A 14,159-nucleotide genomic window follows, 5' to 3' on the forward strand; every position below is an offset into this window, starting at 1 on the left:
ACACAGAATATGATAACATTGGAACAAGCAAAAGAAAAATTAGAGGATCTCAAGAGTGAAATTCGATGCCGTTTAAAATGTGAGCCAGAGGATCTTGAGATTGTACAACATGAATCTGGGTGTATATCTATATATTGGGTTACTAAATATATTGGACTCGATTATATGAATATTCCTTCAGAGTGGATAGTAGTAACTATAGATTGGAAAGAAAAAAGGGCATCAATGTTTGCTGATCCATCAGATTTCATGGTATACACTACATAACTAAAGAAATATGAAACGACTGAATAAAAAGACCTACAAGGCAATCAAGCAAGCAAAGGCAGTGATTACCATCACGCAACATGGGGATGTGGTTAAATTGAATGTGGATTTTTTACCTCCCGCAAAAAACAAATCTCCCAAGCTATTCCAATATCTGGCCATCAAGATGTGTAATCATGCCATGGAAATTTTAGGAGGAAAGAAAAAAGATGAATGACAAGAATTATTTAGCGATGGCTGTAGCCACCGCCAAAAGAAAAAAGTTGGCGCATACTACTCCGCAGGAGTACGCTTTACCGATTTGGATGATGTTCATAGCGGCAGATATCCTAGAGAACTCCGCTATGGAAATCCAAGGGCTATTAATGCAGGACGAGCAATTTATCCAGTCCGATAAGATGCACATAAAAGCCATAATCAATCATGCTGGCAAATTCGTTCGTGATGTTGATCGGACATGTGAATACCAGTTCGCTTGCAAATTTGCGGACTATACAGAAGAATGTTCCACTTTACTTCGCAGCTACATGCAAAATAAGTTAGCCAAGATGAACAACATATGGGCACAGAGGAAGGAGGAATGATCATGTATATCGAAACGGATTCAAACGGCAAGATCATCATTCAGGATATCTCACAGGAAGAAGCTATCATCCTAGATGATTGCTTATATACTTACTTGGCGACGAAGCCTATCGATCAAAGATCAAGTGTCGATAGGATCGTAATGGACATGAAAAGACAATTAGAAAAGAATATACAATGAAAGCTAGAATCGTATATGAAGTAGAATGCCCTCCCGTTAATTGCGATCGGGAGGATTTTTTGAAATGGTTGGAACTAAACCTATATGTTCCGGGAGCGTGCGTCACCTCCGATAATCCTCTTTTTGGAGAACCATTGGATTTTGACACTGCAGATTTTGACAATATTGAGGTAATCGATGGATAGTTACGCCCGGTATCGAATGACAGATTGGAACTGGATCGCCATCTATAAAGAGAAAATGGGAGTAGATCAATTCCGGGAGTATGTGAACGGCGTATATAATGAACTTCTAAATATGAAAGTAGATTGTTCATTCTCTCTCGAGGCTACGGTTAAGGAGGAAAACAGAGAACTCTTTATAAAAATAGTCTGTATGTTCATTCAAGAAGGAAACTATGACTATGATTTTAGTCAAAATTATAAATTCATAAGACGACATGAAAAGACAACGCTGGTCAGAAAGCCAAGAAAAAATATTGAAGGAGAATCTGGGGAAGATAACTCTCAAGGAAATAGGGAAGATTCTAGGAAAGACCGAGTTAGCCGTTAAACTATATATCCATAGGAACCATATCGTTTACCGTCCTTCCGTAAAACGGAACCTTGTGCTAGAATTGTTCCGGATTAAATTAATCAATCCGGAATATTTCAATGTAGCAACAGCTTTCTTGCATGCGGTAAATATCAACCAAGTACGGTTTTGGAAATTATACCGGGGAGAGGAAAGCCCCACAGATCAAGAGTATTTACGTCTAGCCACAACTCTAGGCGTATCCTTACAAGAGGCCTTCGAAGCCCGACAACTATATTTATTTAACGACAATAAAGAAGATGAAATATGATACCTCAAGACGTGATCGATAATATCATCAACACGGCCAATATAGTAGACGTGATAGGTGATTATGTTAAGCTAAAAAAAGCTGGAGTAAATTACAAGGGAGTTTGCCCATTCCATGGGGACAATGACGCAAGCCTAGTCGTATCCCCCGCTAAGAATATCTGGAAATGTTTTGGATGTGGTAAAGGCGGGAACGTGATAACTTTCGTAAAAGAGCACGAAGGGATGTCTTTCTTCGAGGCGGTAAAGCTAGTCGCCTCGAAATACAACATAACAGTACCCGAACGGGAACTAACCGACGATGAACGGAAGAAAGCGAAAGAGCGGGAGGCCCTACAAATCTGCCTCACATTCGCCCAAGAAACGTTTACGGCTTTCCTCAAGAAGAAAGAGGCCGCTGAATATCTGGAAACACGAGGAATCACCCCGAATATCCTGTCTAAATATGGAGCGGGGTACTCTTCATCCATGTTTACCGCATTAACCGAGTTAGGCTCTCAAAAAGGTTATGACATGGCGGCTATGGAGAAGGCCGGTTTGATTATCAGAAAAGAGAACGGAAAGATCTTCGATCGATTTGTAAATAGGATCACATTCCCGTTTTATTCCTTATCAGGACTAGTGATCGGTTTCACGGGCCGTTCCTTGGATAAGGATACCCAATGTAAATATCTAAACTCTCCGGAGACTCCCCTTTTTCATAAGGGAAAGACGTTATTCGGTATATACCAAGCTCGCCAAGAGATATCGAAATCCGATAAATGCTATTTGGTGGAAGGTCAATTTGATGTACTCTCTTTCGTTCAATCCGGTTATCCCAATACGGTCTGCGGTAGCGGTACCGCCCTTACACTAGATCAAGTCCGGATCATCAAGAAATTTACCCGAAACGTCACCGCTGTTTATGATGGAGACGCAGCCGGCATGAAAGCCTCCGTCCGGAACATGGATATCATGCTGGCCGAGGGCATGAACGTCCGTGCCGTTCTTCTTCCGGAAGGAGAAGATCCGGACAGTTTCGCCCGCAAGATGGGGACTGAGAAACTAGCCAAATTCTTGAAAAAGCAGGAGACCGACTTCATCTCCTTTATTTATAAAGCATTCGAAAGCGAGATGGATGATCCGATCCGGAAAACAGAGGTTCTCCGGATTATCGCCCAAAGTATCTCCGTCGTACCGGATAAATTACAAAGGCAAGCATATATCGTATCCCTCGCCGAACGATTTAACGCAGATGGGGAATTGATAACAAATCTAGTTGCCGAGCTACAAGCCGTAGGTAAGAAAAGCGTGCCAGCCCAACCTACCCAACCGGGATTAACCGGCGTGGAAGAAGCGGAGGAACTTGTAAAAACCGGGAACAAACAAGTCACCCTTACTTGGTCTGTCAATCGTTTCTCCGAGGGATGGGGAGTTTGTCCGGTCATCCTTATAACAGGTATCCCGGGTGTGTCCGAGGTACAAGAGCTTCGCCGGCTATCTCCCATCATCCGTTGCAGGGATAAATTCGAGGTAAAAGAAAACATGATCGAACCGGAAGAGCTCTCATTTCTACGTTCCTTGACAAGAACCGGCTTCACGGTCTCCATGAGCAAATATAAAAGAGAGCGGGAAAGTTATGTAGACGAGAAAGGTGAAGAACGTTATAAACTCGTAGACACAGAGAAAGAGATTGGATTCAATGAATACTATATCGGATTATACAGTACATTCCGGGAATCTCCCGAGAATATAAAGAAAATAGCCTTAGAAAGATGCTCTGAAGTGATATCCTACGCGGATGCTACCACCCGGGCTTTCCAAACTACAGATTATGCCCGGATGTTAGGGGTCACCAAAACAGCTCTGGAACATGTCTTGAAACCATATCTCGATATCCGTAAATCAGAGGCCCGGTTTAATTCAGACGCACTCCAAGTAGATGGAGCCTCACTCATGTTCGATCCTAGCCGACTCCCGGATTATGTAGACTCTGATCCAGCGATTAACCGGTTATGGCGTGCCTATCAGTTTTTCCCATATCTCGATAAGAATGGAAGAAAATTAGCATATATATTCGCTAATGGTAAAAAATCGTTTATGAGAGTAGGAAACTTCTATATTGAGCCACTATTACATGTTTACGATAAAGAAAGCCAAGCCAACAAACGTATCGTAGAACTCACTCAAGCAAACTATCCCTATCCGATTTATATGGAGTGGATCAGCGCAGAGATGCTCACACTCCCATCCTTTAAAAAACGCTTATGGGAAGAAGGTGATATCAATTTCTCCAATGGGACACAAAACCATCTCGATTTGATCATGGATAGTTGGGCGGGCAAGTTCAAGAAGTGTTTTGAGCTTCGTATGTTTGGCTGGTATGATGAAGGATTCTTCGCTTTCAGTAACGCTATAGTCCATGATATCGATGGAAAACAACAACTCCAATACGTATCAGATTTGGGATTAGTGGAACACAATAAACAATACTATTATATCCCGGCTTTCTCTAAAATTTACGCATCTGAGCGCCGGGATAGCGATCGCTACTATCTGGATCGCTTCATCAAGTACCGGGAACCCAAAGCGGGATGTTCTATCAATTTCCAAAAGTGGGCCTCACTGATGAACGAGGTATACAAGCTAAACAATAACGGTATGTGGGCGATCATATATTCGATCATGAGTGCCTTCCGTAGCGATATATACAATGTCAGGAGAACCTTTACGGCTTTATTCTTTATCGGTCCGACGGGTTCCGGAAAATCACAAATTGGTTATTCCATCCGCTCTCTATCGATGTCTCCGGACGCACCAGCATTCAACCTAAACTCCGGAACCCCCGCCGCTTTGTTCTCTTGGCTGGAGAGATACCGGAATATCCCGATCATGCTCGAAGAGTATAACGACACGCAAATAAACCCTGTGATTTTCCAAGCCTTGAAATCCGCTGTATATGATGGAGAAGGCAAGCAGAAACGTAAGGATGCGGTAAGTAAGGAGATCGATAGTAGCCAAGTGAACGCAGCTCTTGTTATCATGGGCCAAGAAAGTCCCCAACAGGATGACAACTCTCTCGCAAATCGATGTATCATTTGCGAGGTACCGAAACGTGACGATCGGTCTGAATTGGAAGAAGAAATCTTCAATGAGTTGAAAGGATACGAGGAATCCGGACTACATAGCGTCCTCCTTGAGATATTGGCGTGCAGAAATAGCATCTTGCAACATTATAAGAAAGTATACGACGAGGTCTTTAAATCCTTGAAAGATGAGGTACGGGTATCCGTTAAAAACACGGATGGCCTCTCTCGTATACTCGAGACGGTATCAATGTTCGTTTCCGTTTGTCGTATAGTGGAAGAACATACCTCCTTGCAACTACCTTTTACCGCAGAACAGTTCTTCGAAATCGCAATAGCGAAAGTGATCAAACAAGTAGAATCGATTAGTTCCTCAAATAAGATGTTCAACTTCTTCAGTATACTCAACTTCTTGATCGATACAGGAAGCCTAGTTCAAGGTAGAGACTATAAGATCGAGGTACCGGGAAAGGTAACAATTAAGAAACAAGGCCGGGATACGGAAATAAAAAACCTAGAGCCCATAGATACCCGTGTTTTATATCTAAACATGACAAATATCTATCCTATGTATACCCAGCAGCTAAAAGGTGAGGCGTTCTCTCTTCAATCCTTAAATACCTATTTCGAAAGTAACGAGGCCTATATTGGCAAAGTACGTTCCACTCGTTATCGATGGCAAGAGGTGAAAGAAGTCCCAAAAGGAGACATTCTAGCAAACCCGGCGGGAGAACCCACCATAGATAACAGCATGAAACGTATTATGGTGAACAAAGAGAGTAATACCTCGGCAGTTTGTTTCAATTACGATATTCTCAGAGACTTGCTCGATGTCGATTTCGAAAGAGACGTACAAAACTACGATCAGACTCCGGAGACTGAGCCGGGATTCCGCTTTTAACGACTGATAGTATTTTAAAATCGCATAGAACCGACTTTCTAGGATATAGCTTGGCTATTGGAGGCCATGGACAACAAGCACATCCGGGAAGCCGGTTCTATCTTTATTCATCTATTTCCCCCGGACCCCCTGAAATTAAAAAAAGAAATAAGCAAGTTTTGCGTGTTTTGAAACCCTATAAAGGATAGAAAAAGTGGTCAACAGACCAACAGACCAACAAAAGATGAAACATTTCAAAACAGATATAAGATAAATATATAATAATCAATAATATATATATTAATTAAATAGAAGTAGGCTGTTGTTTCCTGTTGGTCATCGTTTTCTTTTTGTTGGTCACTGTTGGCAATAATTCTAAATTCAGGGAAAAATGAAGCACTGTTGACGGTTGGTAGAGGTGACCAACAAGCTCTATTTTTTGTTGGTCGCATATTTCTTGGTGTTTTATCAATTATATCATTGAAATATAGTAAATTAGCATCATATTTTATATTTCTTGTTGGTCTGTTGACGTGTTGGCCGCAAAATATAACACATACACATAGGGAAAATAGAGTAAAAAAGCCTATAAGAAGAGAGAAAATCGATATGGTGACAGTAAAGATAAGCATAAAAAAGCATTTGGAGGAGTACATGCGTGGAAAATTCAATGATTGCCGGGAAGGAGTGATAACCCTTCCGGACAAGACAGATTTGTATCATACCCTGTTTGATCTGACATCCAAGCGCCCGGCCTCCTGCCCTTTGGAGCAAGGAACGCTGGAAATAGCTTTGCCGGACAGACGATGTGGAAAAGATCCGGCTTACTACAACTATCTTAGCGAACGCTCGCAGCGAATCCTTGAGCGACGGATAGAGTTGATGTTCTGGGCCGAGCTGCACGAATGGATAGATTATAACAAGCATATGTATGGGATACAGTATATCGAAAGTATTTTTTCCTTTATGCGCAAATTCGATATCAACGGGATCAGCGAGGACGCTCTAAAAAAGAACTACTATCGCTGGAGGGACCGAACTAGGAAGCAAAAAGAGAAACGTTCGTACAATAAAAGTTAAATACGAGTGTTTTTCACTCCGACCAAGCGTATCGATTTGTCCCTTTTGGGAGGAATAAAATTCCAAGTGTATCCATTACGATCAGATATTATTGATAAACAAATAAAAACTAAGGTTATGGCAGACAATATGGGAGGTATCTCCGATGCGTGGTTCGCTTTCTCGATGCAAATAGCGAGCGTGTCTCAAGAGGCAGACAAAGTAAAAGTTGGACTCAAGTCCGGAGGCTGGATCAACCTTCACCCGGGGAGATATGGAACCTCTATCAAGGTTGAGCCACAAGAAAGTGAATCAGGTACTCTATATAATGTATCTGGTTCCTTGCAAATACCCCGTCAATATATGACCAGCGATCTATGGCAAAAATGCGAACGATTGAACCACCTCACGGCGATCTTTAAGTATAAACACTTTAGTGGGGATACATTCGTGGTCGGATCGGATCGTTTTCCCTTAAAATGCAAATTCGAGGTGTTGCACCCCAGCGATCCTAGCGGTTTCTCGGGATACAAAATCTCGTTATCCGGAAAGCAATTGGTTCCGCAACTTCAACTGATCGATTGACCGAAGTCCTTTACCATACATATATATAAGTATATCCTTGCCATCAAAAAGGAAGATATGCTTTATCTACACAACATTCTGGGGGGAGTATGGTTCGTCGAGGAAAACTTCGCGGCGAATTATTTCCCCCTTATCGCATCTTTTCTTACCAAGCCGGAAGCGATGTTCGGGAAACCCCGGAACGCTTCTTCCGAACAAGAGCCGACCGAGGATAACGCCTTGCTTTTCGCCTCCCTAAAAAATGGCGCATACCAGATCAGCGAGTATGGAGGATGGTCTCCACCCGAGGACGCACCCAAAAACTCCGTAGCCATAATGAACATCAACGGGGCGATCACGAAATACGACCAAGAATGCGGTCCATCCGGAATGCTTACCAAGGCGAATCTCCTAAACCGATGCTACAACGAGAATAATATCAAGGCGATCGTCTTGAATATCGATTCCGGCGGAGGCGAGGGAATGGGATGCCGGATCATGCAGGAAGCGATTAACAGCCGAAACAAACCTGTCGTAGCTTTCTGCAATGATTTCGTAGCGTCCGCGGCCTATGGCATCGCCTCCTGTTGCGACAAGATCGTAGCGAACTCCAACGTCTGCCGGATCGGAAGCGTGGGTACCTATATGACGATCGTTGATACCAGCGAGTATTATGCCAAGATGGGAATCAAGTTGATCGATATCTATGCCTCCAAATCCACGGACAAGAACCAAGAATTTCACAAGGCACTGCAGGGAGATACGGAACCGCTAAAAAAAGTATGCGATACGTATAACGAGAATTTCATCTCCAGTATCGCTAACGCCCGGGTAGGCGTGATCAATGAGGATCAAGGTAAATGGGCCACCGGTAAGATGTTTTTCGCGCCGGAGGCCATGGACATCGGTATGATCGATGAGATAGATACTTTCGAGAATGTTCTTAATTATTTTAATACATAGTGATTTATGAAGTGGTTGAAAGATGATTCGTACAATGCGATGAAACAAGCGGCCGACAACTGGGACAAGCTTCTGAATAAGGTACTGGGTGATAACCCGGACATGAAAGCGGAAGACGTAACAGTGGATCAGCTGCTCGAATCGATCGAGAGCACCGGTAATACCTCCGACTTACAGGAGCGATTATCGACCGCCCAAGAAGAGTTGAAAGAGAAAGACACACAGATTGAGCAACTTCAATCAGACGTGGCAGAGCTAAAGGGAACACCGGCAGGCAAAAAGCCGGAAGCAAAAGTAAAGCAAGAGCCGACCGCGGAGACCGGAGATATCAAGGATTTCGCCGATAAGCATGAGGACGATACCCTCGCTATCATGGCCGAGGCTGAGAAAACAGGATTTTTTAAACACTAAGAACAATGGCAAAACAAGGCATTTTAGATATTGAGAAACTGAATCGTTACGCGAAGGATTACGATAACGTGTTGCGTACCCTTCCCTATTTCACGTTTCAGGAGTTCGCCGCGGCCATGAAGCTCAACGTGATCGAGATCGAGAATGAGGACGTGATCGTGAACGCTCGCCGCAAAGCCGGACACACCGGCCCATATAAAGCCGGGGCCGAGATTAAGTATCCCGATGAGATCGGTAAATTGGTAGAGATGTCCATCAAACCGGAACTTACCGTTTCTCGTTTGAAGGATAACATCTTAAATTATACGGAGAAACGTATTCTCTCCAACGCCGGGGAGAAGGTGGACCATACGGTAAAGAAACACCCCATGGAGAAATTCGTGGTGGATAATCACATCATCAGCCATTCGGAGGATATCACTTTCTCCGCTTTCTTCGCCGAGAGAAACGACAATGTGTATAGCCCGATGAGTTCTTTCACCGGATTTTTCCCTTGGATCGATCATTTCAAGACAACGAAGGATATCACCATGGCGAATCGTAACCTAGTACGTACCGGTACGTTTGGCGGTGGTGACGGTGTAGATGATTACGATCGTCTGGTCAACTTCTTACGTGCGGCACATCCTTTCTTACGCCGTAAAGCGATCCTGTATTATGCCAACGAGATCGAGTTGATCTGTAAGGAGGCTTACCGGCAAAAGACAAAAGCGTTCGCCCGCCCATCCACCGAGGAGTTTTGGAAGGCGGTCAAGGACGACGCCAAGTTCCCGGGACTGGAACCTGTCACCCATGAGGCATATGGAACAGGGCAGGCCTTGATCTTAATCCGTCCCGGAATGCTGGATTTTGGCGTGAATACGAAGAAGGCGACCCGGTTCGTCCAGATCCGCGATATCTTCGAGGACCCGAACGAGGTTCAGTTCTGGCTACAAGCCGGGTACGGTACCCGCTTTCAGGATATCCATCCGAAGGTATTCCAGATTAACGAGTTCACCAATGAGGGCGTTGATTTAGCGGGCGACTACGTAACCGGTGCCGCCCTGACCGTCACGATCGAGAGCGACGAGGCCATAGAAGCCGGTGCCGCTTGGAAGGTGGGCGAGAACGGCGAGTGGATGAGAAGCGGAGCTACCCTTTTAGGCATACCTAAAGGTGAGCAAACCGTATCCTTCAAGGATATCGCCGGTTATACCAAGCCGGCAGACGTGAAAGTCACGGTAGCCGATGGAGAGGACTTCACCGCTTCCGGTACTTATACCAAATCGTAAAACCAGTAAATAAATAAAACGATGAAAGATTTCAGAAAAGTTTTGTCCGTATTGTTTCTGCTAGCGGTGCTATCCGTCCTCTTCATGGGGGCGGACGTTCCGGCGGATTATGTGATGTGCGCCTCGTTTGGCCCTGTTTTATGGCCAGCCGGAGCGGACAATATGGGGGGTTATAAAGGTCGTATCGCCTTTATTCCGGAAACCTCAGTCTCTGTCGTCCCCACGCTCCCCAAAGAGGCCAAGGCCACAGCCGATTTCGTGACGGCGACAGGAGCTTTTACCTTTTTAGAGTCGGGAGGTAAACCGACACCTATTTACGCGACACGGGCAACCGTAGGATACAAAGCGGAGTCTCAAGGCGAGACAGATTGTAAAAGTTACAAGATCAGCGGCGAGTTCTTCCACCCCGGCAAGAAAGTGGAAGCCGCCGCTTTCGCCCGGCAGATCTGCAATACGCCCGGCTATTTGATCATCGAGGACAACGAGAGCCAGCAGCTTATCGGACAGCCCGGCTATCCTTGTACGGTTACCGCCTCTTTCGACGGCGGCAAGGCGGCGGCCGACAAAAGAGGTTGGTCCTTCACTTTCGAGGCCGATAGCCCCGCCCCTATGATTATCATGGGAACGCCTATCGATATAGACGCATTATTCACCGGGGTAGCTCCTACTCCACCGGAAGGAGGTTCTTAAATGATAACATTACAAAACTGGTTAGCGGACCGTAAGCGTAAATACGCGGACGGTCTAGCGCTTTTTCAAGCTCTAGCTCCGGAGGAGATGAGAAAGAAGTATATCGCTTTCTTTAGCGAGGTAAAGGAGGTTCCGCAGTTCGATTCCCATTTCACCGTATTGGTGAATAAGTTGACAACCGTAGCGCGCCTATCGTCGGCCCAACCCCAGATAACAATCTCCGAACGGGGTTCGATACTCTTGAAAACAGCGGTCGCGGCAACAAAGGCGATCGAGAAAACAGCGGATCAGCTAAAAGGCGATAAAGTCTTAAAAGAAATCCTCGTGAAAGAATCCGAGCTATTCAAGCTACAAGACAAGATCACCGAGCTGGAGGAAGACAATGACGATAAATCCGGAGAGATCGATCAATTGCAAGCCGAGCTGGAGGAAGCGCAGGAAGAGTTGCAAGAACTGCAAGATCAATTCGCCCTGTTACGGCCCGGAGCGAAGATCGCCACGTACTCCTCCCTTCCGGATAACATCCGTACGATCTTCGACGAGGTCCGCCAGATCACCCCCTTGTACGCCGCCTTATTCACGGAGATGCAGAACGAGGCCCTTACTCCGGAGCAACGCAAGCCGATCGCCGATCAGGTGCATGAGCTTTGGAGCCGCCGTGCCAAGCTATGGGACCAGATCGACGCTTGGGCCGAGGGTAAGCAGATCCAGTTAAAAACCGAGGTTCAAAAAACCGAGGAGCTCCCGGCCGATCAATTGCTGAAAGGTATGCAGATCGCCAACCGGATCGAACGACTGAGGGAGAATATCCGGCGCACGGAAACCTCTATCGCCCAACATGAGAAAAACGGGAAGCTTAACCTCCGGCAAAAAGCAGAGCAACGCTTGGCTTATTACAAACGTGAGCTGGCGGAACTGGATAACTTGAAATAAATCTTGCTTCCATAATGAAGGGGAATAGACAATCCATAAGGTATTGGCTGTTCCCCTTTATCATAACCTATTTAGAAAGAATGAACAAGGAACTAACATCATACGACAAGATAGCCACGGTACTTTTCAAAGGGCATGAAGAAGCGGCAAGCCTTCTCTCCTGCCGGGAGCTTATGCAAAAAGATCGCTGGATGTTATGTGTTTCCAAGTTATTGGAAGACCCCATGACAGCCGACAAAGACCTGATCGCTTTCCTGATGGCCGGTTGCGACGGTAGTTGTGAGCCCGTATCACAAGCCACCGCTTACCGTGATTTGGCCGCTATCCGGAGACTCGTAGGAAATGTACAGTTAGCCGGCAAGAACTGGTATCGTTACATGGTGATCGAGGCCGCCAAGGAAGGTATCCGCATCGCCCGGGAAGCCAAAGACCCCAAAGGTATCGCCGCCAACGCGGACAAGATCGGTAAATACACCCGCTCCGATAAAGAAGACGATGACATTGATCGAAGCGCTTGGGAACCACCCTGCTTTGAGCCATCCGATGATGTCACGTTAATGGGAGATGATTTCAAGCCTATCCCTAATCTTGAAGAAGAAAGGAAATCATTCCGGGCATTGTTCAAGCAAGATCATGATATCGTAGATATTGAACCCATTACAGACGACTATGGCACTGATGACTGAACCTTTCACCCGTAAAGCGAAAGAGGCGCAACGCAAGTTTTTCAATAAGATGCAACGCATGGGAATGGCGATCGCCGCCCACGACGAGTATTGGGTGTGTAGCCGTGGTACCGGTAAATCCGAGGGTTTGGACGCACGCTTCATCATCCGGAATGTTTGGTCCATGCCGGGTTCTACCGGGGCTTTAATCTCTCCATCCTATGCCAAGGCTTGGGGTAATACGCTACCGGCGATTATCCACGCTCTCGCCGAATGGGGCTATATCGAGGGCATTCATTTCTTTGTTGGCCGCAAGGCACCCCTGTCCGCCAACTTCGGAAAGCCCAAACGCCCGCCGCTTCAGACCGCATGGGGCAATTGCATTCATTTCTGGAATGGCACCGTATTGGTCGTACTCTCCTTCAGTCAAGGGATGTCAGCGAACTCCATGTCCTTAGATTGGGTAATCGGTCCGGAGGCGAAATTCCTAGACTACGATAAGATAAAATCCGAGGTTGATCCCGCCAATCGGGGAAATTTGCAAGATTTCAACCAATGCCCTTGGCATCATTCCGTTCTCTATTCCACGGATATGCCAACCTTAAAAGCCGGACGTTGGATATTGGATAAGATCAACGACATGAATCCGGTTCATATCAACTTGATCCGGAACCTATACCGGGAAATGAAATTAACCGAGCGCCTTCCGGAACAAACATCATACACCCAACGCAAATACAAAGAATTACGCCATGACTTGATGTTAGCCCGTAAGTATCAAGCACCTGTCAAACCTATGCGTGGCAAGACCCGGGAGTACACGGTATATTACGGAGAGTATGATATTTTCGATAACATGGAAGTCGTAGGCAAGGATTACATTTGGCAAATGTACCGCAACGTTCCCTCCCTTATATGGCGTACCGCATTCATGAACGAACGCCTGTTCCGTGTCGCTAATGGCTTCTATTCGGCCTTGAACGATTACCATTTCTATACCCCCGGCGATACTCGCTACATGGGTAGCATGGGAGCGGACTGGAACCGGCTGCGACTGGCCGGATGCCTAGCCGATGGGGATCTGGATATGGACGCTCCCTTGCTAATCGGTTTCGATAGTAACTCCGCAATCAATACCGCATGTATCGGACAGGTACAAGGCCATCAATTACGTACCCTAAAGAGCTTCTTTGTCAAGACCCCCGATAAGCTGGATGAATTGGCTCGTCAGGTTTGCGAATACTACAAATACAAGCTCAAACGTGATATCATCTTCTTTTATGACCAGACCTTCACGTGGACTACCGGCAATAACTCCGAGTCCTATCAAGATACCATCATCCGGATCTTCAAGGAATATGGTTGGGATATCACCGATATCTATATCGGACAGGTAAGCCGCCACGACTGGAGGCACGAGCAAATAGACCGGGCCTTAAAGCATGATCCGGCGCTCCTTTATCCTGTTTTCAATAAATACAACAACGAGTTCCTCAAACTCGCCATGGAGCAAACAGCGGTGAAAGTAGGCAAGAACGGATTCGAGAAAGACAAATCGCCGGAAGCTACAGAAGACAGCCCCGATAACCCGGATGAGTACAAGACACACATTACCGACGCATGGGACACATTGTTTGTCGGCGCGAATTTCTTTATGCCCGAACTTGCGTACGCGGAATCCGGAATCATCTTCCTTCATTAAAAATCGGTAGACGCATTTCATGCGTGATCTGTCTAAGGGAGGCAGCAGATAAGGTGAAAAATTGAACTTGCGCCCGCATT

Annotated in this window: 17 protein-coding genes; 16 read left to right on the forward strand and 1 reads right to left on the reverse strand. The window is 45.8% G+C overall.

Annotated features, from left to right (window positions below; translation table 11 throughout):
* The first annotated feature begins 9 nt into the window (after nt 1-9).
* The 7 genes from DWY79_RS00120 to dnaG all read left to right on the forward strand — a co-directional run bounded on the left by DWY79_RS00120 (nt 10) and on the right by dnaG (nt 5,842).
* A complete protein-coding gene (locus DWY79_RS00120; RefSeq protein ID WP_122368649.1) occupies nt 10-267 on the forward strand; it encodes a hypothetical protein in 258 nt (85 codons plus the stop codon).
* Between the two features lie 10 nt (nt 268-277).
* Nucleotides 278-484, forward strand: coding sequence for a hypothetical protein (locus DWY79_RS00125; RefSeq protein ID WP_022192468.1), 207 nt, complete (start codon nt 278-280; stop codon nt 482-484).
* Nucleotides 477-851: a hypothetical protein gene (locus DWY79_RS00130; protein WP_122368650.1), complete on the forward strand. Its 375-nt coding sequence runs from the start codon at nt 477-479 to the stop codon at nt 849-851. The genes DWY79_RS00125 and DWY79_RS00130 overlap by 8 nt, the downstream gene beginning before the upstream one ends.
* Nucleotides 827-1,033, forward strand: coding sequence for a hypothetical protein (locus DWY79_RS00135; RefSeq protein WP_229055227.1), 207 nt, complete (start codon nt 827-829; stop codon nt 1,031-1,033). The genes DWY79_RS00130 and DWY79_RS00135 overlap by 25 nt, the downstream gene beginning before the upstream one ends.
* Nucleotides 1,030-1,218, forward strand: a complete 189-nt coding sequence (locus tag DWY79_RS00140) for a hypothetical protein (RefSeq protein ID WP_022192465.1) — start codon at nt 1,030-1,032, stop codon at nt 1,216-1,218. Before DWY79_RS00135 ends, DWY79_RS00140 begins: the two co-directional genes overlap by 4 nt.
* A gap of 254 nt (nt 1,219-1,472) precedes the next feature.
* Complete coding sequence (locus tag DWY79_RS00145; protein ID WP_122368651.1) at nt 1,473-1,877, forward strand: hypothetical protein; 405 nt, start codon at nt 1,473-1,475, stop codon at nt 1,875-1,877.
* On the forward strand, nt 1,874-5,842 hold the full coding sequence (dnaG, locus tag DWY79_RS00150; protein WP_122368652.1) for a DNA primase: 3,969 nt from the start codon (nt 1,874-1,876) through the stop codon (nt 5,840-5,842). The genes DWY79_RS00145 and dnaG overlap by 4 nt, the downstream gene beginning before the upstream one ends.
* A gap of 233 nt (nt 5,843-6,075) precedes the next feature.
* On the opposite strand, the gene DWY79_RS00155 is transcribed toward dnaG, so the two are convergent.
* Complete coding sequence (locus tag DWY79_RS00155) at nt 6,076-6,273, reverse strand: hypothetical protein (protein WP_022192462.1); 198 nt, start codon at nt 6,271-6,273, stop codon at nt 6,076-6,078.
* Nucleotides 6,274-6,430: 157 nt separating this feature from the next.
* On the opposite strand from DWY79_RS00155, the gene DWY79_RS00160 reads away from it, so the two are divergent.
* The 9 genes from DWY79_RS00160 to DWY79_RS00200 all read left to right on the forward strand — a co-directional run bounded on the left by DWY79_RS00160 (nt 6,431) and on the right by DWY79_RS00200 (nt 14,079).
* Nucleotides 6,431-6,901 carry a hypothetical protein gene (locus DWY79_RS00160; protein WP_009018461.1) on the forward strand — a complete coding sequence of 157 codons (471 nt, stop codon included), beginning with the start codon at nt 6,431-6,433 and terminating at the stop codon, nt 6,899-6,901.
* A gap of 117 nt (nt 6,902-7,018) precedes the next feature.
* Nucleotides 7,019-7,465, forward strand: a complete 447-nt coding sequence (locus tag DWY79_RS00165) for a hypothetical protein (protein WP_122368653.1) — start codon at nt 7,019-7,021, stop codon at nt 7,463-7,465.
* 57 nt (nt 7,466-7,522) lie between these two features.
* Nucleotides 7,523-8,407, forward strand: a complete 885-nt coding sequence (locus tag DWY79_RS00170; protein WP_122103728.1) for a S49 family peptidase — start codon at nt 7,523-7,525, stop codon at nt 8,405-8,407.
* A 6-nt stretch (nt 8,408-8,413) separates the two neighbouring features.
* Nucleotides 8,414-8,818, forward strand: coding sequence for a peptidase S49 (locus tag DWY79_RS00175; RefSeq protein ID WP_122368654.1), 405 nt, complete (start codon nt 8,414-8,416; stop codon nt 8,816-8,818).
* 5 nt (nt 8,819-8,823) lie between these two features.
* Nucleotides 8,824-10,089 carry a hypothetical protein gene (locus DWY79_RS00180; RefSeq protein WP_009018465.1) on the forward strand — a complete coding sequence of 422 codons (1,266 nt, stop codon included), beginning with the start codon at nt 8,824-8,826 and terminating at the stop codon, nt 10,087-10,089.
* 21 nt (nt 10,090-10,110) lie between these two features.
* Nucleotides 10,111-10,779, forward strand: a complete 669-nt coding sequence (locus DWY79_RS00185) for a hypothetical protein (RefSeq protein WP_009018466.1) — start codon at nt 10,111-10,113, stop codon at nt 10,777-10,779.
* Nucleotides 10,780-11,712, forward strand: a complete 933-nt coding sequence (locus DWY79_RS00190; RefSeq protein ID WP_022192458.1) for a hypothetical protein — start codon at nt 10,780-10,782, stop codon at nt 11,710-11,712.
* Nucleotides 11,713-11,792: 80 nt separating this feature from the next.
* The gene (locus DWY79_RS00195; protein WP_048928121.1) at nt 11,793-12,398 is read left to right on the forward strand and encodes a hypothetical protein; all 606 of its coding nucleotides are present in this window, start codon (nt 11,793-11,795) and stop codon (nt 12,396-12,398) included.
* Nucleotides 12,382-14,079, forward strand: coding sequence for a hypothetical protein (locus DWY79_RS00200; RefSeq protein WP_233563919.1), 1,698 nt, complete (start codon nt 12,382-12,384; stop codon nt 14,077-14,079). Before DWY79_RS00195 ends, DWY79_RS00200 begins: the two co-directional genes overlap by 17 nt.
* Nucleotides 14,080-14,159 lie beyond the last annotated feature (80 nt).

It is taken from the genome of Parabacteroides sp. AF27-14, from assembly GCF_003635425.1.
GTDB classification, from domain to species: domain Bacteria; phylum Bacteroidota; class Bacteroidia; order Bacteroidales; family Tannerellaceae; genus Parabacteroides; species Parabacteroides distasonis.